General features: G+C 61.6%; 14 protein-coding genes and 6 pseudogenes. 12 read left to right on the top strand and 8 right to left on the bottom strand.

Going from position 1 to position 18,258, the window contains the following annotated elements:
* Positions 1-296: 296 nt before the first annotated feature.
* Positions 297-1,973, top strand: coding sequence for an NRAMP family divalent metal transporter (locus tag VFE81_RS05430; RefSeq protein WP_325043611.1), 1,677 nt, complete (start codon positions 297-299; stop codon positions 1,971-1,973).
* 148 nt (positions 1,974-2,121) lie between these two features.
* On the opposite strand, the gene VFE81_RS05425 is transcribed toward VFE81_RS05430, so the two are convergent.
* Entirely contained in the window at positions 2,122-2,598 is a 477-nt protein-coding gene (locus VFE81_RS05425; RefSeq protein ID WP_325043610.1) for an OsmC family protein, read from the bottom strand.
* Positions 2,599-2,706: 108 nt separating this feature from the next.
* On the opposite strand from VFE81_RS05425, the gene VFE81_RS05420 reads away from it, so the two are divergent.
* From VFE81_RS05420 to VFE81_RS05405, 4 genes are all read left to right on the top strand, one after another.
* The gene (locus VFE81_RS05420; RefSeq protein ID WP_325043609.1) at positions 2,707-3,348 is read left to right on the top strand and encodes a GntR family transcriptional regulator; all 642 of its coding nucleotides are present in this window, start codon (positions 2,707-2,709) and stop codon (positions 3,346-3,348) included.
* A 634-nt stretch (positions 3,349-3,982) separates the two neighbouring features.
* Positions 3,983-4,627 (top strand): HD domain-containing protein, encoded by a 645-nt coding sequence (locus tag VFE81_RS05415; protein WP_325043608.1) that lies wholly within the window; start codon positions 3,983-3,985, stop codon positions 4,625-4,627.
* Positions 4,628-4,741: 114 nt separating this feature from the next.
* Positions 4,742-5,440, top strand: a complete 699-nt coding sequence (locus tag VFE81_RS05410; RefSeq protein WP_325043607.1) for a glycine zipper 2TM domain-containing protein — start codon at positions 4,742-4,744, stop codon at positions 5,438-5,440.
* A gap of 102 nt (positions 5,441-5,542) precedes the next feature.
* On the top strand, positions 5,543-7,549 hold the full coding sequence (locus VFE81_RS05405) for a bifunctional DedA family/phosphatase PAP2 family protein (protein WP_325043606.1): 2,007 nt from the start codon (positions 5,543-5,545) through the stop codon (positions 7,547-7,549).
* Positions 7,550-7,731: 182 nt separating this feature from the next.
* Here VFE81_RS05405 and VFE81_RS05400 read toward each other — a convergent pair.
* A pseudogene (locus VFE81_RS05400) lies at positions 7,732-7,944 on the bottom strand (TolC family protein); the annotation flags it as partial.
* Between the two features lie 6 nt (positions 7,945-7,950).
* Positions 7,951-8,412, bottom strand: a pseudogene (locus tag VFE81_RS05395) (helix-turn-helix domain-containing protein); the annotation flags it as partial.
* A gap of 1 nt (position 8,413) precedes the next feature.
* Here VFE81_RS05395 and VFE81_RS05390 point away from each other — a divergent pair.
* From VFE81_RS05390 to VFE81_RS05370, 4 genes and pseudogenes are all read left to right on the top strand, one after another.
* A pseudogene (locus tag VFE81_RS05390) lies at positions 8,414-8,575 on the top strand (integrase); the annotation flags it as partial.
* Between the two features lie 198 nt (positions 8,576-8,773).
* The gene (locus VFE81_RS05385; protein WP_325043605.1) at positions 8,774-8,944 is read left to right on the top strand and encodes a hypothetical protein; all 171 of its coding nucleotides are present in this window, start codon (positions 8,774-8,776) and stop codon (positions 8,942-8,944) included.
* Positions 8,945-9,149: 205 nt separating this feature from the next.
* A pseudogene (locus VFE81_RS05380) lies at positions 9,150-9,958 on the top strand (phage integrase family protein); the annotation flags it as partial.
* Positions 9,959-10,467: 509 nt separating this feature from the next.
* Positions 10,468-11,340 carry a manganese catalase family protein gene (locus tag VFE81_RS05370; protein WP_325043604.1) on the top strand — a complete coding sequence of 291 codons (873 nt, stop codon included), beginning with the start codon at positions 10,468-10,470 and terminating at the stop codon, positions 11,338-11,340.
* A gap of 130 nt (positions 11,341-11,470) precedes the next feature.
* On the opposite strand, the gene VFE81_RS05365 is transcribed toward VFE81_RS05370, so the two are convergent.
* From VFE81_RS05365 to VFE81_RS05355, 3 genes and pseudogenes are all read right to left on the bottom strand, one after another.
* Positions 11,471-12,595: an AI-2E family transporter gene (locus VFE81_RS05365; protein ID WP_325043603.1), complete on the bottom strand. Its 1,125-nt coding sequence runs from the start codon at positions 12,593-12,595 to the stop codon at positions 11,471-11,473.
* A gap of 234 nt (positions 12,596-12,829) precedes the next feature.
* Positions 12,830-13,003: pseudogene (locus VFE81_RS05360) on the bottom strand (IS5/IS1182 family transposase); the annotation flags it as partial.
* A gap of 97 nt (positions 13,004-13,100) precedes the next feature.
* Positions 13,101-13,820 carry a YrzE family protein gene (locus tag VFE81_RS05355; protein ID WP_325043602.1) on the bottom strand — a complete coding sequence of 240 codons (720 nt, stop codon included), beginning with the start codon at positions 13,818-13,820 and terminating at the stop codon, positions 13,101-13,103.
* Between the two features lie 808 nt (positions 13,821-14,628).
* Between VFE81_RS05355 and phaP the strand changes: the two genes are divergently transcribed.
* The 3 genes from phaP to VFE81_RS05340 all read left to right on the top strand — a co-directional run bounded on the left by phaP (position 14,629) and on the right by VFE81_RS05340 (position 16,749).
* Entirely contained in the window at positions 14,629-15,180 is a 552-nt protein-coding gene (phaP, locus tag VFE81_RS05350) for a TIGR01841 family phasin (protein WP_325043601.1), read from the top strand.
* 249 nt (positions 15,181-15,429) lie between these two features.
* Entirely contained in the window at positions 15,430-16,173 is a 744-nt protein-coding gene (phbB, locus tag VFE81_RS05345; protein WP_325043600.1) for an acetoacetyl-CoA reductase, read from the top strand.
* Positions 16,174-16,482: 309 nt separating this feature from the next.
* Positions 16,483-16,749: a hypothetical protein gene (locus tag VFE81_RS05340; RefSeq protein ID WP_325043599.1), complete on the top strand. Its 267-nt coding sequence runs from the start codon at positions 16,483-16,485 to the stop codon at positions 16,747-16,749.
* A gap of 450 nt (positions 16,750-17,199) precedes the next feature.
* Here VFE81_RS05340 and VFE81_RS05335 read toward each other — a convergent pair whose 3' ends face one another.
* The gene (locus VFE81_RS05335; RefSeq protein ID WP_325043598.1) at positions 17,200-17,490 is read right to left on the bottom strand and encodes an ATP-binding protein; all 291 of its coding nucleotides are present in this window, start codon (positions 17,488-17,490) and stop codon (positions 17,200-17,202) included.
* A gap of 305 nt (positions 17,491-17,795) precedes the next feature.
* Positions 17,796-18,258, bottom strand: a pseudogene (locus tag VFE81_RS05330) (amylo-alpha-1,6-glucosidase); the annotation flags it as partial.

The raw sequence follows: 18,258 nt of genomic DNA, 5'->3' as shown, positions 1-18,258 counted from the left end.
ATACCATGTACATCGCCATCCTCGTACCGACCCTGCAGCAAACGCATATCCACAGCGACGCCGCACTCGCGCTTCACAGCAGCAAGCCGCACTGGCTCGCCGTGTCCTGGCACCGCGTCAAAGCGCTCCTCTCGCACTCAGCTTCGTACTCAGCCTGGTAACGCCCACAGTCAGTACCCGCACGCCTTCGCGATCCGCATGCGCCGCTGTCGCTCGACCTCGTTCGATGACACTCGTGCAGCGAATCCCGAAAGCGCGCCACTGCAATCAAATCACACCCACTCAGGCGGTTAGAAATGTCCACTCCAATTAACGTCTCACCACCACGCAGCGCCGTTCTCGACGAAGCCCATCTCGGCGACATCAAAGGCGCGCTCGGCACTATCGCGCATCACGACACCGCACCTCGCAATAACTGGTGGGCCCGCATCCGAACGCTGCTCGCGATCCTTGGGCCTGGCCTCATCGTGATGGTCGGCGATAACGATGCCGGCGCTTTCGGCACCTACACCCAGGCGGGGCAAAATTACGGCACCACCCTGCTGTGGACCATGCTGCTGCTCGTGCCCGTTCTCTTCGTCAATCAGGAAATGGTGTTGCGCCTCGGCGCTGTCACCGGCGTCGGTCATGCACGGCTGATCTTCGAGCGCTTCGGCAAGTTTTGGGGGGCATTCAGCGTCGTCGACCTGTTCATATTGAACGCGCTCACTATCGTGACCGAATTCATCGGCATCACGTTCGTGCTGGATTTCTTCGGCATTTCGAAAGTGACCGGCGTTTGCATTGCCGCGGCAGTGACGATGGCCGCGGTCAGTACCGGTAACTTCCGGCGTTTCGAGCGCTTCGCGGTTGTGCTCTGTCTGTTGAGCCTATTGCTGGTGCCGGTACTGGTGTCGATTCATCCGCCGGTTGCCCAGATGACACACGATTTCTTCATTCCGAACTGGCCTGCCAACTCGAAACTGAGCGACGTGATGCTGCTCGTGATCGGCATTGTTGGTACCACGGTGGCGCCGTGGCAGTTGTTTTTCCAGCAAAGCTATATCGTGGATAAACGCATCACGCCTCGCTTCATGAAGTACGAGAAAGCCGACCTGTGGATCGGCATCGTCTTCGTGATGATCGGCGCGGTAGCCATGATCTCGTTCTGCGCCGCCCTGTATGCAGGCAAACCCGAGTTCGGCAATTTCACGGATGCGGGCGGCGTGATCGCCGGCCTCGAAAAGTATGCCGGACGCACACCCGCGGTTCTCTTCGCAGTCGCGCTGCTCGACGCCTGCATCATCGGCGCGGCCGCCGTCTCGCTGTCCACCGCTTATGCAATCGGCGACGTGTTCAAGATTCGCCACTCGCTGCATCGCGGCGTGACGGACGCGAAGGGTTTCTATCTCGTCTACTTCGGTATTATCGCGGCCGCAGCGGCGCTGGTACTGATTCCCGGCAGCCCGCTCGGACTACTGACTGAAGCCGTGCAGACACTCGCAGGTGTGCTGCTTCCGAGTGCAACGGTGTTTCTGCTGCTGTTGTGCAACGACCGCGCGGTTCTCGGTCCCTGGGTGAACTCAAAGAAACTTAACTTCTTTACTGGCGCAGTTGTCTGGGTGCTCGTCATGCTCTCCATCATCCTGACTGCATCGGTGATGTATCCGGACATTACCGGCGAAGCCATTATTGACGTACTGGCCGGCGGCACGTTACTGGCTGTAGTCGGTTACGCTGCAACCGTGACGGTCCGCAGGCTGCGACCCGTACCGGCAGATGCCACGACTTCAGCGATTGCCGCTGTTTCGGATAGCGAGCAACAGTTCTCGAAAGAAGCACGCAATACGTGGCGCATGCCCCCGCTGGAAGAGCTGCCCGCGCCGCAACTGACCATGTCCAAACGCATCTGGATGGGTGTGCTGCGCGGTTATCTGATCGTGGCTGTCGCCCTCGTTATCGTAAAGGTCGTGCAGATGACTTTGCTGCATTAAATCGATGCGGCCCGCCCGCTCCCGGTTGTTTCGATGAGCGGCGGGCAAACGGCCGGTTCCGTCCTACACATTCCACACTGCTTTGTCAGTTACGTTGCGATGTCTCTCACGGACGCCAGTGCAGGTACCGGTGACTGCCACGCATCCGTCACGCTCCATCCGTCTCGATGACAGGCTCGCACAGAATCGGAAAATTGACCGAGTTCGCGATATAGCACTTCTCATGCGCCACGTGATGCAAACGCCCAGCCAGTTCGACGTCGTCACCCGCCCGAATGACGACGTGCGGGCGTAGAACGATCTGCGAAAAGCGCCCCTGCTCCGGACTATCGAGCATCGTACCTTCGGCGTTGTCGCGATAGCTCAGAACAACGATGCCTGCGTCTGAGCAAAGATGCAGATACCAGAGCTTGTGGCAGGCGGACGCCGAAGCGACCAGCAGATCTTCCGGATTCCACCGGCTCGCGTCGCCGAGAAACGCCGCGTCCGATGAGCCGGGAATGTCGGGCTTGCTTCCCGCTGCGATGACGTGGTCCCGACCGTATTCGCGGTATCCCGAGGTGCCGCTGCCGCGGTTGCCTGTCCACTGCACCGATACCGCGTATTTGTGCTCGCCGTATGCCATGCCTACTCCTTTGCTGTTGACCCAGGATTGAATTCACAACACCTCGATTCTATATCCGCATGGCCGTTTTGGTATACCATTATCCCAAACGACAAGGACTCGCCGCACATGGATCACAAACTGGATTCGACAGCCGACGCCATTGCCGCCTCACTGCGCGAACTGATCGCGGCCGGCGAACTGGAAGACGGCGCACGGCTAGTCGAGCGCGAACTCGCCGACCGATTCGGGGTGAGCCGGGTGCCGATGAGAGAGGCCATCCAAAAGCTCGAAGGCGAAGGACTGGTCGAGCTCATGCGCAATCGCGGCGCCGTCGTGCGAACGCTGACGGAGTCCGACCTGAACGAGATATACGGCCTGCGCATGTTGCTCGAAGGAGACGCCATTTTCCACGCGGTCAAACGCATGGACAGCGAGACGTTATCGCGCGCCGAACTCGTTCACCGGGTGCTGGGTGACGCCGGGACAGCGCAAAGACAGGGCGAACTGAATCGCGAGTTTCATGAACTGCTATACCGTCCATGCGCGAATGGCCGGCAGCTGAAAACGATCCGCGAGCTGCGCGCCCAGGTCGAGCGCTACGAACGATTGCAGAGCACATTGCTCGCCGACACACTGGCCTTCCAGGACGAGCACCTCAAGATTCTCGAAGCATGCGAGACTGGCAATGCTCGCCTCGCGCGATCGATGACGGTGGAACATCTCGCGTCCGCGAAGCGCATCGTTCTGCAACTGGTTCCGGCTGAGTGACGCACCACTGCGAGAAAAAACCGCGCGTACAAATACAACCACGGGACGCCTGGCTCTAATCTTCAGCGCGCCCTCCACACTCCCCGCGAACTATCGCGGTGCGAGTGCTGTCCCTGACACGTTCGGCGCGCGGGGATTCGGATTCATATTCAGGCTGGTGCCATTCGCTCGCATGTTGTTAAGCACGGGTCCTGATCCAATGCCGCCGGCTCCGCCGGTCACAGGGGAGCCACCCACCGTGCCCGCACCTGGCATTGGGCTCGGGCTTGCCGCCCCCGTGCCCAAACCTGTTCCCAGCCCCATTCCCGCGCTATTGGCCCCGCCTGCCTGTAAACCGTTCGTACCATTGGCGCCAAGATTTGCCGACTGGGCATAACCCATACCCGTCAGACCCACCATCAGCGCAGAAGCAAAAATAACTTTAGTCACGATTTTCATAGCCTACTCCGTCATGTCGTCGAATTGCTCGACCGAAGCACCCACACCATCGTAGCGATGTCGAGCGGACGACGCTCATAAAGGAACCCGGTCAAACAGTAAGACCGGTCGCGAGCCGCGTTTGTTCATCGCTGACAATCAGGGCTTGATCGACAATCGGCGATAATCTGCGGCTCTTTTTGCTCGCCCGACACTCATGACGAAACCCGCCTTCGCTCCATTTCAAGACCTGGCCACAAGTTTGTTGCCCCACGCATACGACGACAATGGCGACGGTTCCCACGACACCTCACATCTGCAGCGCGTCTGGAAAAACGCGGCGGCCATCCAGGCGGAAGAAGGCGGCGATGCAGAGGTGCTGTTCGCCTCGACACTACTGCATGACTGCGTGGCAGTAGAGAAGAATTCGCCACTGCGTGCACAGGCTTCGCGCCTGTCAGCGGAAAAAGCCGCGCGCGTGTTGACGTCGCTCGGTTGGTCTGACGCAAAAGCTCAGGCCGTGGCGCACGCGGTCGAGGCGCATAGTTTTTCAGCCGGCGTTGCGCCGACCACGCTGGAAGCAAAAACGCTGCAGGATGCCGACCGTCTCGACGCGATCGGCATGCTGGGCGTCGCGCGTTGCTTCTACGTAGCCGGCCGGATGGGCCGCGCCTTGTACGACCCGGCCGACCCGCACGCAGCGGAACGTCCTTTAGACGACATGGCGTACACGCTCGACCATTTCCACACCAAGCTGCTGAAACTGGCGTCCGGTTTCCAGACGGCAACCGGCGCACGTCTGGCGAAAATCCGTCACGACCGCTTACAGCGTTTCCTCGACGAATTTACCGACGAAATCTGAGCGCGCCAATCCCGATCGGCAAGTTGTACAAATGCTTACAAAGCAGCGTGCGTCTGACGTCCACCGCCCGCGCCGCTGCGGCGTTATTGCAGGCATCTACCCGCGGAGCCCGCAATGAACGACACGAACCTCACCTCCAGCAATCCGCAACGCAACCGCATTCACCCCCTGGTCGCCGGCGCGGCAGTGGCCGTTATTCTTGCGAGCGCCACCGGCATCGCGGCGATGACAGGCGTTCTGCCTACCTCGCACGCCATTACGGAGCCCGCACTCCCTGCCACGACAGTCGCGGCGCAGGTTGCGAGCGCGCCGGTCGCCGTGCCCCAGGCGAACCCGGTTCGGCAAACCGTTCAGCAAGCAGCCCCGCCACGGCCGCGCGTATATCACCCGCACAGCACGCCCGCAGCGGAGTCGCCGAGGTACGCAAACAATCAGGGATACCAGGCACCGTACGAATCCGCGCCTACACGGCCGGTCGCCGATCCTTATGCGGGTGAAGTCGTCGCGATCAACACGGTCCAGGCGCCTGAGCCGACCACCGGACTCGGCGCACTGGGTGGTGCGGTCGCGGGCGGTCTCGTCGGCAATCAGATCGGCGGCGGACGCGGCAAGATTTTCACCACTATCGCGGGCGTTGTCGGCGGCGGGCTCGCCGGTAATGGAATCGAGCACGCAGTGCGCAAGCAGACCACCTATCAGGTCCAGGTGCGCATGCAGGACGGCAGCTACCGCAACTTCAGCTACCCGACGCAGCCGGATGTCCAGATCGGCGAGCGGGTCCACGTAGCCGGCGATTCGCTGACGGCTTCGTGAGATAGTGCGCCGGCATCTCACCCGATGCCGGTCTGCAAAAAGGTGGGGCAACGCCGTGCGCGTTATGATCAACCGTTACGCCAGAACGGCTGATCGCGCACGATGGAGCACGCCTACATCCACCTTTTGCATCTGCTTGCCGGCCATTCGGCGTGGACGCTCACGGTCATCTTTCTTGCGGCCTTCCTGGAGGCCATCGCCGTCATCGGCACCTTCATCCCAGGCAGCACGGCGATGTTCCTCGCCGGCGCGCTGGCCGGCACCGGCTCACTGAGCCTCGGCTGGGTATTCCTGTGGGCGATCGCGGGCGCCATCGCCGGGGACGGCATGAGCTTCTGGATCGGCCGTCGCCATAAGGCCAGGATCGTCCAGCTCTGGCCGTTCCGCACACACCCACAGGTACTCGACGCCGGCCAGCGCTTCTTTCAGAAACACGGCGCCAAGAGCGTCGTGTTCGCCCGCTTCATCGGACCATTGCGGGCGATCGTGCCGGTGGTGGCGGGCATGCTGGACATGACGCCGTTGCGCTTCTACGCGATAAACGTACTGTCGGCGCTGCTATGGGCACCCGCGCATATCCTGCCGGGCGTGGTGTTCGGCGCCTCGGTGCTGCTGGCGGGCGCCGTGTCGTTCCGCCTCGTTGTCGTCATCGCGTTGCTGGTAGGGATCGTCTGGCTGAGCTTTCGCGCGATGCGTTTCCTGCTCTCGCATGCCAGTGCGTGGTCGAGCGCGGCGGGCCGCTATCTGGGAAGCTGGGCTTGCCGCCACCCGGGGCCGTTCGGCCGTCTCGCGCGGCGACTGCTGGACCCGGAACAGCCGGATGCCAGCAGCATCGTGGTGACGTCGCTGATCGTGCTGGTGTCGGGCGCGCTCTTCTTCGGGGTCCTCGAAGACGTCATCAGCGGCGATCCGCTGGTCACCGTCGATCTATCCGTCTATCACTTCCTGCAATCAGTGCGCACGCCCTGGAGCGATACCGTCCTTGCCGGATTGGCGACCCTCGGCAGCGTCGCCACGCTAACAGCGCTGATCGTGACGGTGGTGGTCTGGATGCTGCTGGAGCGGCGTTGGCGCACCATCGGTTACTGGCTCGCCGCCGTCGTGTTTTCGCAATTGCTGATCTTCGCCCTGCAGTTCGCCATGCATCGCGCGCCGCCCAACGAACTCATGTCCGGCGCCTACGTGTTTCCGAGCAATCACGTCGCCGCGACGGTGATCGTCTACGGCTTCCTGGCGTTCCTGCTCGCGCGCCGGGTCGGCATGCTGGAAGGTTTGCTGGTGGCGACCGCGAGTACGGTTGTCGTCATCGTGGTCGCGCTGGCGGGACTTTATTTCGGCAGGTACTCGGTCTCCGACGCGATCGGCGGCGCTGCGCTCGCGTATATCTGGGTGGCGATCGTCGCGCTGACGGCAATGTTGCGGCATCCGGAAGTGCCGCCCACACGCCGCCTGATGCCGGTCGTGGTGCTGGTGGTGATGCTCGGGAGCGTAGGCGTACAACTGGGCGTCAATCCACCTGCGCCACCACCGGACAGCACGTTGCGCCCACCGCCCGTGCTGGTCACGCAGGCAGAGTGGACCGCGTCGCTGTCGAAGCGATTGCCATGTTATCGCTCGGATATGGGCGGCGACCACAAGGAACCGCTTACGCTGCAATGGGTGTCGAACCTCGATTCGATCAGAGGGCAACTGCGCGCCCAGGGATGGGTCGAGGGCACGGACCTGTCCGCGCACAGCCTGCTTTCGCTTGCGTCGCCAAACGTCGCGGCGGTGGCGCTGCCGGTGTTGCCGAAGCTGAACAATGGCGTGCCTTCGTCGCTGGTCTTCATGCGTCCTGGCGACACCCGCGACGAGCGCGATGTCCTGCGCTTCTGGCCGAGCGGCTATGCCGTGGAGAACGGCGTGTCAGCCACGCCGCTGTGGGTCGGCGCCTTCGCGCACGAACGGCTCTCCCGGCCATCCTGGCCGATCAACATTCTGCGTGTCGACCGGGAAGTCTCGTCGTTCGACGCTCACACAAAAATGAGCGCTGGCCTCGGCGCTGCGCTCGTGGCCAGAGTGAGTTGCCACGGCGTGCCGGTGTCGCTGCTGGCCGCTCCGGCGGAATGAGCGGCGCGTTGACAGCGATCTGCCTGGATGCGCGTGTTCGCCGCATCAATCAGGAAATCGCTCTGCGCTCAATCACTTGGCGGGTTTGGCCAGGACTTGTCCACAAGGATATGAACATTTTCTGTGGATAACCGCAGCGATGCGATTCGCACTTTCTTCAGGAAAATAGCCACATTCGCGCGCTAACCTTGCTGCGTCTGCCAGCCGGCGCCGAGGCTTTTCTGTAGCGACACAAAGTCATTGAGCAACTCAGCCCGCCCCGCGACGACATTCTGCTGCGCGGTGAACTCCTGGCGTTGCGTATCGAGCAGATCGATCAGGGTGTCAACGCCGGCGGAATAGCGCTGCCGCATCAGCGTGGCCGAGTGAGTGGCCGACGCTTCCACTTTTTTCAACCGGCCTCACTGCGTAGGCCGTCGATCGATTGCAAGTGCCTTGATGGCTTCTTTCTGGAATTGGGTTGGCGTCACGCCGGTCTGCTTCCGGAAGTAGCGGCTGAAGTAGGCGATGTCGGTAAACCCGAGATCATGCGCGATTTGCTTGACCGACATATGCGAATAGACGAGATCCCGTTGCGCCTCACGCACGAGGTGCTCGTTGATGACGGTAAGGGGAGAGCTCGAAATCTCTTCGCGACAGACGCGGCCGAGTTGAGTCACGGTCATGCCGAGCTCTTGCGCATAGAAGTCCACGGGACGATGCTCGCGGAAATGGTTGACAATAAGTTCTCTGAAACGCCTGATCTGTCCGGCGCGTCGCTCCGCGGCAGACACGTTCGCGGCGGCCGTCGAGCGAGTGACCAACGCACCTTCGCACAGGCGCCCGACATGCACGAAAAGTGCAATCAGTAAGGGCAACCCTGCCGTCCATCGTTCGATCAAATCGATAGGGCTTGACGACACGGCCTATGGGACTCGCACGATGCGCCGGACAAAGGCGTCGTTGATTTACCGACGTACTAAAAACCTGAGGGCCGTTCAACTGCTGCTCGGATCCAACAGTACGTCCTGGTGTGTTGGATACTAGCCCACCATCTGGTGCTGCGCGCGGCCCTCATAAGCACCCGGCCGCGATCGATATATCGTTATATTCAAGCTGTTACGAGCCGTCTCCCGGCGCTCTCCCGAGACATGGCGCGCCATGTGCTTTAGATCAGTTAGCGGCACCGCGAGCGGTATGTCGCCAAACTTTTTATTTACTGACTTATCTTTTAGGAGAACTGCCATGACGACCCTTACGATTAATGACCTACCTGATGTCGAAGTCCTGGATCGCGTCGCCATGTCTGCCATCACGGGCGGCATGATCGACCAACGCCTAGCCCAATACATCGATAACGTCTGGTGGTATACGCATGATTACGCTCTCGGCGCCCGCCCCGTCCCGAAATTCTGACCACGGCGGCCAACCCGCCCTCCGTGCCGTCTACGACGGTTCGGGGGGGTCGTCCCGATGTGTGCTGAGTCCGTCGTCGTTATCGGTGGGCCCGGTGTGCACCGCGCACCCACGTCGATCCCCGGTCAATCGGCCGCCGTGCTGAGCCGCAGATGGCCGTTGGACTTTGTAACCCGCCACCGCGGTTGCACTGAGCCGAAGGGCGGCTCGCGGTCTTCACCGCGACGATCTCGCCATCCTGTTCGCGCATCCGGCGTCGGAACGTATCGAACGGGCCAGGGCGGTGACGCACGCGATCGGGATGCTCCGGTCGCTGTCAGCGCCGGAGCCGCAGATCAGCGACGACATCGAACGATGGTTTTCCGTGAGAACCGGGAACGCAATGCGCGCGCACGGTATCGATACGCTGGCCGATCTGACCGTACGGATTCCCCGCCGGCGCCAGTGGTGGAAAGCAGTGCCGGGCCTCGGTCCGGCGGCGGCACGACGGATCGAGGCGTTCTTCGCCGCGCATCCCGCACTGACGAAGCGGGCGCGCGCCCTGTCGTCGCTGACGACGGAGGATGCAATCGCGTACCGGGGTTTCCTGCGGCGACCGACGCCACGCGAGCGCTGGGTGGGTTCCGTGCGGCCACGCAACTCGCCGTAAGGGCGACCGTTCTCGGGCGGACTGTCGGCCCGCTCGACCGCCTACGCTCTGTCGGTGCTTGGGGCGATGTTCCGCTGGCTGATCGAGCAGCGCTATCTGCTGGCGAACCCGTTTGCCGGCGTCAAGGTACGCGGCACCAGTCGCCCAACCGTACTCGACACGTCCCACGCTTTTACCGAGGGCGAGTGGATGCTCGTGCGAACCATTGCAGACACACGCATGCCACTCATGCCCTCGCGCGCGGCGCGGAGCTCACGACCGTGAGGGACAATCTGCGTCATGCCTCGATTGCGACGACGTCGATCTACCTGCATAGCGATGACGTGAAGCGTGCCAGGCAAATCCGTGACGCATTCGCTGACTGATACGCCCCGGCTTGGCCACGCGTGTTGGCGTGGTGTTGCCATCAGGACAGACGATTTTTCACTTCATGGAGGGGTTGTAACTTTACGTCATCGGCCCCGATCAGATCGGCGTCGAGCACCGCCCTTTCTCGATCTCGTCCACGATCTCCTGGCTTTCTTCGACGAGGCCCTCCATCGCAGCGCACTTTAGACCGTTTCGCCTCGCCATCCTGCACCAACGCTCACTCGCCCCGTCTCGCTGCAGCGCAATTGCGTCCGACAGACATTGATTATTCGCAGCGGGCACAACCCGTGCGCTGAGTGTATCGGCAGATGATGTCTTGCACGGCAATCTCGCGGTGCAACCGCCAGAGCTTGCGCTCTGAGAGCCAGACGCCCGGAGTCGGGTGCGACGGGACCAGCCGGTCTCGCCGCTGTCTGGTCAACCCTTCGGCGCATCGACTTTTCAATTTCCGGCATCCGTTTTCCGCGATGAAGAATTGTCTGGCGCCGATCACCGGAGATATGTCATGTTCATCCACAACAAGCGTTTGCAGTACACCGTTCGCGTGGCGGCTCCCAATCCGGGCCTTGCCAACCTTCTGCTGGAGCAGTTCGGCGGCCCCCAGGGCGAGCTGGGCGCAGCATGCCGCTACTTTACGCAGGCCGTCGGGGAAGATGATCCGGGACGAAAGGACCTGCTGTTTGACATCGCGACCGAGGAATTGAGCCATCTCGAGATCGTGGGATCGATCGTCGCCATGCTTAACAAGAGCGCGAAGGGTCAACTGGCTGAAGCGGTGGAAGCCGAAGCGGAACTTTACCGGTCGATGACGGGCGGCGGAAACGATTCGCATACCACGGCGCTGCTCTACGGGGGCGGCCCGGCGCTTACGAACTCGGCCGGGGTGCCGTGGTGCGCTTCCTATGTCGACACGATCGGCGACCCGACAGCGGACCTGCGCTCGAACATAGCCGCGGAGGCACGCGCCAAGATAGTCTACGAGCGGCTGATTAACGTGACCGACGATCCCGGCATCAAGGAAACACTTGGTTTCCTGATGACGCGGGAGATTGCCCATCAGAAATCATTCGAAAAGGCGTTGCACTCGATCCAGCCGAATTTCCCGCAGGGCAAGCTCCCGGGCGTCCCTGAATACACGGGCGTCTATTACAACATGTCGCAAGGCGATGATGCGCCGCGCGGGCCGTGGAACGAGGGACCTGGATGGGAATACGTCGAGTCGCCTGAGCCAGCTGTGGACGGCGGCGACGGGCTGGCGACTGTCAATGTGTCGAAGAACGATGTGAAGACGTTGCAGGCCATGGCTTCCCGAACCGCATCGGACACCTCGTCCGATCCGACGACGGGCGCGGACCTGGGCGCCGGGCCAACGGCGTAGGTCGTTTGTACGACAGTGTCGGGGCGCGGACGGGGGCGTGGCCGCGTAAATGTCGCTCCCGTCCTTCGCCGTCCATCACTTTGACCGTGACGTGATCATTCCTTGTGTGCGCTGGTATGATTTCTGGCCGTCAGCTTCGGCTGCTCGTCCTGGCGGGGCGCTTCGGAGCGGCACCGGTTTTACCGCCTGACAGCGCGGCACTATCTGGCGTCGGCGTGTCGTCGCGGTCCTCAAGCACCGAAATATCCCAGCAGGATATAAAAAGGGCCGCAATGAGTGGGCCAATCACAAACCCGTTGATGCCAAAAACGGACATTCCGCCCAGCGTTGAAATCAGCACGACCCAGTCTGGTAGCTTCGTGTCCTTGCCGACCAGGATCGGGCGCAGCACATTGTCTACTGCGCCAATGACCAGCGTGCAGAAGAGCACCAGCACAATCGCCTTCCACAATGGGCCGGCCAGCAGGAAATAGACGGCCGCGGGTCCCCAGACGAGCGCAGAGCCAATGGCGGGCAGCAACGAGAGAAACGCCATCAGTGTGCCCCAGAGCAGGACACCCTTGATGCCCAGGAACAGGAAGGCCAGGCCTCCCAGCAAACCCTGGACGGCGGCCACCGCAATGTTGCCCTTGACCGTGGCCCGGACCACAGTGGTGAACCGGCCGAGCAACCGGCGCTTGTGTGCATCGTCCAGCGGCACCGCCTCGCGAATGCGCCGCGAAATCACGCTACCGTCGCGCAGCAGAAAGAAGACCAGATACAGCATGATGCCGAAGCCGATCGCGAACTGCAGCGTGTTCTGGCCGATGACGACTGCCTGCGCCGCCATGAACTGGCTGATCCGGGCAGCCCCATCGGCCAGCTTCGCCTGCAGACCCGCGACATCGGCAAGCCCGAAGTTGCCCAGCCACTGCTGCATAAACGACGGCAGCGCATGCACGGCCTTCTGGAAGTACAGGCCGAAATCCCATTGACCGCTCTTGATCTGGTCGTAGGCGAACGCGATTTCCTGCGCGAGCGTACCGACCATCAGGCCTACCGGCAGAATGACGATCAGCACGCACAACGCGAGCGTTGTCAGCGCCGCCGCATTGGGCCGGTTGCCGAATCTGACAGTCAGACTGCGTTGCAGCGGCTGAAAAATAACCGCGAGAATCGTGCCCCAGAAGATTGCACTGAAAAATGGAAGCAGGATCCACACGAACGCGAGCGATACCGCGAAGAGGAGGAGGTAGAAGCCCTTCAGATTGCGCATGCTGTTATCCGTGTGTCGGGCGCATCCACCCTTTTACACCGCCGAAGCCCGGCTTCCGCTCGCTGGCGCCGAAGACCGGATGCGGCGACGTTGCTCCACTGGTGCTGGCTGAACGACGCCCGATACCGGACCGGCGGCGGCCCGGTAAAATTGTATCGTTACGACGGATGCTGACGCGGTGTTTCTCACGTTGCGAACACAGATTTCGTGCGCTCGCCGCCGGTAGCCGCGCGGCGCTACGCTGGCGGCATCAGCAGGCATCTGCGCAGCGGCGTCGCGCCCGGCGGTGCCCGTCGCCAGCGTCACCTGCGCGTTGACCACCAGGCCGTGCCGATTGTCGGTCAACACGTGGCCCATATAACAAAGCACCGCACCCGTACCTTTGTTCTTGCGAAACCGGCGCGCCTGGTCTTGCGGTCGATGTACCGGAGCCGCAGCACCCGTAACATATATCGTCAGTGGAGTCATCGCACTGACGATGGCGTCTGTGCCTCTCAGGTCTGGCTCAACGAACGGGGCGCGATGGCCGGGTCACACGTGGTGCCGTCTCGTTCAACGGCGCGTCGTCCAGCGCGGCGCCCCCGCCCTCCTCGAAAGGCGGCTGATGACGGAAGCCGAGGCTTCCCGATCCCAACGCAATGATTGCACCGACAATCAGCGCCGCGAACGAAAACCAGCTTGCACGCGCAACGTCACGGGCTGCCGTATCGCCTGCCTGCCGGGCATCCGCTGCCGCAGTCGGGCTCGAGGCTTCTGAGGCGGCCGGCGCGATGACACCCTGCACCTGTTGCGCGATAGAGTTCGCGACCGTCCCGCCTCCGGGCTGGCTGTTCGCTGTCGCGCCCACCGTAGCCCCCGCAGACGCGACATTGCCCGCTACGCTGACTGCACCGCCAATGATCGATGTCATTCCGTATGCGACGACCAGGATCATCACCGCCCAGGCGAGCAGACCATGTAGCCAGCCCAGTACCGGAGCGCAGCGGCCCGCGAAATAGGAACCGGCAAACACCGCGATGACCGTGGTCACGATAATCCAGACTCCCGAGGCGAAGCCGAAGCCTTGCAGCGGATTGGGCCGCGACAGCGGCGAGAGCAGCGAAGCGCCGACCGCCGTGCCGAGCACGCTCAGGACCAGATAAACGATGAGGGACAGGATCACGCCCGCAATCACGGCGCCCCACGAAACGCGGGGAAGCCCGTCCTGTGTTGTTAAGAATCGCATACCGCCTCCTGATGTCGATGACAGTTCAATCGGCGTGGTGCCGACCGGCGGCTGCAAGCCGTCGTGCACGCGATGGACGCAAACCATGTTCCTGACCCGATGTCCCGCGCGGAGCAATCCGGACCGCGCCTTCGGTCACACAGGCGCATCGGACCACGCAGCTACAGGCGACGTGCGACGGGTCGCTTCGTGGTTCCTGTCGCGACAGATTTGACTACCGCCTTGACAACCGCTGGCTTTGCCGCATGGTCTTTTGCGCGCGTGCGGCGTTCGCCCGTGATCGCAAAACGAGCAGCGGTGGTGCACCCGCGCACTGCGTGCGTCGTATCCTGGCTCAACCCTTATTTGACGCGCCACCTCGTAGTCATTGCGCCCGGCATATTGATGCCCATCCTGGTTCGCCTACCCCTTCACGAGCGTGCGTTCCACACAAAATAAGGGTATCTACTTAGCAACCGAGCAGTTTGATTTAACATTTTCTGGTTAGAATGAACACTCTAATATTCATTTCTAGGTAACTGCATACACCGCAACTGCCGTGCGCGAAGATGTCCCACCGGCGGCGCGGCGGCCCCAATCAGGTGTCACGCTTAACTGGGTGGCCACGAGGCGATCGTCAGAATCACGCTATGTTTCGTCTATTGGATCTCGGGTGAAGATGTGCTGATCCGGGTTGGACTGTCTTCCAGTTAATTCGTCGTACTAATGGTGGCTTTGAAGGCGAAACACCTGTCCGACCCGCAGTCAGAAAACTAATGGCATGCGCACTGGGCGGAGCGGCGTTTCGAATATCAATCCAGGAGAGAAAATGAACCAATTTCCGTCTGAAGATCTGATGCAATTCTACAAGTCGACTGTTTCGACCTTCTTTTCGCTGGCCAACGCGGCGTTTGAGGGGGCGCAGAAGCTGGCCGAGCTGAACCTACAGGCGGGACACACCGTGTTGGCAGAAAACGTCGCGCGTCTGCGGGAAACCAAACCCGATGCGGCGGGTGCAGAGTGGCTGGCCTCGCCATTAAATGTTGTCCAGTCCGCTGTAGGGAAGACGCTCGCGTACCAGCAGCATGTCAATGCCATTGCGGTCGCGGCCCAGTCCGCCTCGTCGAAGATCATCGACGCGCAGTACGACCAGTTCAGCCGCGATGTACAGGCCCGCATCGATAGCTGGGCACGGCATGCACCGGCGGGTTCAGAGACGGCTGTCATTGCCGTGAAATCGGCGTTTTCAACGGCCAGCAACACGGCGGAAACGGTGCGCAAGTCGGTCCGTAGCGTTGTAGAAGCCGCGCAGGCCAATGTCTCCGCGATGGCCGCCGACGCCAGCAGGAAAGTTGCGTCACAGTCGGGCGGACGCGCCTGATCATTCGGGACATCTGGAATTTTTAGAGCAGTGCGCCGTCGCGGCATGTTGTAGCTCGCTGGCGCACCAGACTCCATTCGCGCAATACCACAAGCCTACAAAAACCCGCGCAGTTCAGTCAATGCTGAAGCCGTTCCCTCCCGCAACGCCGGAGGCGGCAGCGCATTGTGGCAAAGCAATGGCGGGTTGTGCGAGACGGCCATTGGGTATTCATGATCCTCGCAGATATTACGATCACGGATGGAAAGGATGACGAAACGAATCGCTGTAGTGACGGGCGGGATGGGCGGCCTTGGAGAAGCGATCAGCACAAAACTGCATGACGCGGGTTATGCAGTGGTAGTCACGTACTCGCCGAACAACACCGGCGCAGCCGAATGGCTGGCTAACATGGAAATTCAAGGCCGGGGCTTTCGCGCGTATCCGGTCGATGTATCCGACTACGACTCATGCCAGCACTGCGTGGCCAGAATTCAGGTCGAAGTCGGTCCTGTCGACATTCTGGTGAACAATGCGGGCGTCACGCGAGACATGACGCTCAGGAAGATGGACAAGGTCAACTGGGACGCGGTCCTCCGGACCAATCTGGATTCGGTCTTCAACATGACCCGGCCGCTGTGCGAAGAGATGGTTGCACGCGGCTGGGGGCGCATCGTCAACATCTCCTCCGTGAACGGTTCCAAGGGTTCGGTCGGCCAGACCAGCTACGCCGCGGCCAAGGCGGGCATGCACGGCTTCACCAAATCGCTGGCGCTGGAAGTGGCGCGCAAAGGGGTCACCGTCAACACGATTTCCCCGGGCTATCTGGCCACGAAGATGGTCACGTCGATTCCGCAGGAAATCCTCGATACGAAGGTCCTGCCGAATATCCCGATGGGGCGTCTGGGCAAGCCCGACGAAGTGGCGGCGCTCGTGCTTTACCTGTGCTCGAACGATGCCGGCTTCGTGACCGGCTCCAATATCGCGATCAACGGCGGCCAGCACATGCAGTAACGCGACGCGCGCGCCGGCCGGTTCGTGCAGAGGCACCGCACGAACCGGCGTGAACCATTCACGCAACACCCCTGTGCTTCCACGAGAGGAATGTGTCATGAGTGAAATCTGGATGGGCCTGATCATTGGGGGCTCGGCCCTAAGTATCGCGATGCTCATGGTGATTGGTCACTATCGCCGTGAGCGGACACGGGCAAGGATGCTACGACATCTGAATCATCATGAGTGGTGGCATCAAACGCGCGGGCGAATGTGATCGCACCGCCCGCGTGGATAGCAAGACAAACACATCAGAGAGAGGGCTGGAGAATGACACCGGAAATTGCCGGGCTATTAACGGCCACAGGCCATCAGATCACGGTTCGTACGAGGAGCGGCGGCTTGCGGGTCGCCGCGGTCTGGCAAGTGCTGATGCCGGTCGCCCGTGACGTCGAGCGCGTCCAGATTGTGTCCAGCAGCGAACGTGATTTCGAGGACATGACGATATCGTTTGCCGAAACGTTCTCCGGGTCGCTGAACACCGTTCTCAGGCAGTTCGAGAAGATGACGTGGGTGGCCGCCGCCGAGCTTTGCTAAGGATTCCCCGTGCCATGCGCGGGCGATGGGTTGCGTCGAGGCGTCGACCGGCTCGCGTCGCGGCTCCGGGGTGCGCAAGTTTGCTGTTCAGCGGGGCGAGCCCGCATGTGTTGTTTGACAGAAACAGGCTCAACCGAAGCCTGACGTACGAACCGGACACAACCGGTCACCACATGAGAGAAGTGATGAAAACAACAATCAAAAAACGGCCTGGAGAGAGGGAGAGTCCGTACACACCCCTGACAGCCGAGGAAGCGATTGCGCATCTTGAACGGATCCTGTCGGCGGATGGCGCAGATTCATTGTTCAGCCGGACCTACTGGCGTGGACGTGTTCAGCAGGTAAGCGCTACACGAGGGCTGACTCCGCAGCAGCAGGCAAGGCTTTCGAGACTCCTTGAGTCTCTCCCTGCCCCGGTTAGGGGCGAAGAGCCCTCGTAGGCCCGTACCTTCATGCGCGTCGAATGTCGTTTGGCAAGCGTCGCTGATTGAAGCTCGCGTCTCGAAGGGTCGCCTTGCCGATGTGGGACTTGCCGGCGCCTGTTTGACCGGCCATCAGGATGGCCACCTTCTCATCGATGTAACGACCGGTGGCGAGATCGTGGATGTGCGCACGGTTGAGCTTCGGCAGCCGGTCGAAGTTGAAGGTACCTGGTGTTTTGCCTAGCCCGAAGCCGGCACACACGAGACGCGCGCCGAGCTTCTTCTGGTCGCGCCGCGCGACTTCATCATCCAGGAGCATGGCGAGGAATTCACCAGGCGCATGCGCGAGAGTCCATGACAGGAGCACTCTCGTGCATCCGAGGCACGTGTGTTCCCGTGGAAGTTCGGACGGGCGCGAACGAAGCTGGCAATCGGGCGGTCCGGCTTGACGCAACGGATATACCGCATGCGCGTCACAGGCCACTGCTCCCGTTACGGTAAACGGCCGCATCCACCCCATTCCGCTCGCATCGATTCTGGTCCGCATCGTTCGACAGGACCAGGGGTAGCCTGTTCAGTCCGTGCATGATGAAGCGGCGCGGCAGGCGGTCTGGGCGCGGCGACCTATGACCCGGAGGCATGTTCGACGTTGCGCCTGAGCAGGTCGTTCCATACGGCCATCTCCCGATGCCTGACGGATGCCGGGTCTCCTCTCAACACGTCGAACTGTGTTGTCCCATCGGTCCACCGGAAGCGGATATCGAACGTCTGCTCGCCGACACGCAAGTCCCTGAGTGTCACATCGCCAAGCCACGGCGGCAACACAGGGTCGACATAAAGCATCTTGTGCGGTGCATCCGGCTGCAGGCCAAGGATCGCGTGCAGCAGTGAGAAGACCGATCCGGCAGCCCAGGCCTGCGGCACGTTGGCGCCCGCATACTGAACTGGAAAATTCGCCGCGTCCCGGTGCAGGCCCGCATAAAGCTCAGGTAGCTGGTTCAGCATGAAAAAGCCCCCCGCCCCACACACGTCGCGTGCGATCCGGCCTGCTTCTTCGGTGTAGCCATAGCGCCTGAATCCCAGCGCA

Origin of the sequence: Paraburkholderia sp. (assembly GCF_035656215.1) — a bacterium.
In the GTDB taxonomy this organism is placed as follows: Bacteria; Pseudomonadota; Gammaproteobacteria; order Burkholderiales; family Burkholderiaceae; genus Paraburkholderia.
This window is presented reverse-complemented; position numbering and strand designations above follow the sequence as displayed.

Bases quoted from the DNA above. Each gene is read 5' to 3' on its own strand.
- VFE81_RS05420 (WP_325043609.1), top strand. From the start codon at position 2,707: ATGGATCACAAACTGGATTCGACAGCCGACGCCATTGCCGCCTCACTG.
- VFE81_RS05335 (WP_325043598.1), bottom strand. From the start codon at position 17,490: ATGCTCCTGGATGATGAAGTCGCGCGGCGCGACCAGAAGAAGCTCGGC.
- VFE81_RS05415 (WP_325043608.1), top strand. From the start codon at position 3,983: ATGACGAAACCCGCCTTCGCTCCATTTCAAGACCTGGCCACAAGTTTG.
- VFE81_RS05355 (WP_325043602.1), bottom strand. From the start codon at position 13,820: ATGCGATTCTTAACAACACAGGACGGGCTTCCCCGCGTTTCGTGGGGC.
- phaP (WP_325043601.1), top strand. From the start codon at position 14,629: ATGAACCAATTTCCGTCTGAAGATCTGATGCAATTCTACAAGTCGACT.
- VFE81_RS05340 (WP_325043599.1), top strand. From the start codon at position 16,483: ATGACACCGGAAATTGCCGGGCTATTAACGGCCACAGGCCATCAGATC.
- VFE81_RS05385 (WP_325043605.1), top strand. From the start codon at position 8,774: ATGACGACCCTTACGATTAATGACCTACCTGATGTCGAAGTCCTGGAT.
- VFE81_RS05370 (WP_325043604.1), top strand. From the start codon at position 10,468: ATGTTCATCCACAACAAGCGTTTGCAGTACACCGTTCGCGTGGCGGCT.
- VFE81_RS05430 (WP_325043611.1), top strand. From the start codon at position 297: ATGTCCACTCCAATTAACGTCTCACCACCACGCAGCGCCGTTCTCGAC.
- VFE81_RS05410 (WP_325043607.1), top strand. From the start codon at position 4,742: ATGAACGACACGAACCTCACCTCCAGCAATCCGCAACGCAACCGCATT.
- VFE81_RS05425 (WP_325043610.1), bottom strand. From the start codon at position 2,598: ATGGCATACGGCGAGCACAAATACGCGGTATCGGTGCAGTGGACAGGC.
- phbB (WP_325043600.1), top strand. From the start codon at position 15,430: ATGACGAAACGAATCGCTGTAGTGACGGGCGGGATGGGCGGCCTTGGA.
- VFE81_RS05405 (WP_325043606.1), top strand. From the start codon at position 5,543: ATGGAGCACGCCTACATCCACCTTTTGCATCTGCTTGCCGGCCATTCG.
- VFE81_RS05365 (WP_325043603.1), bottom strand. From the start codon at position 12,595: ATGCGCAATCTGAAGGGCTTCTACCTCCTCCTCTTCGCGGTATCGCTC.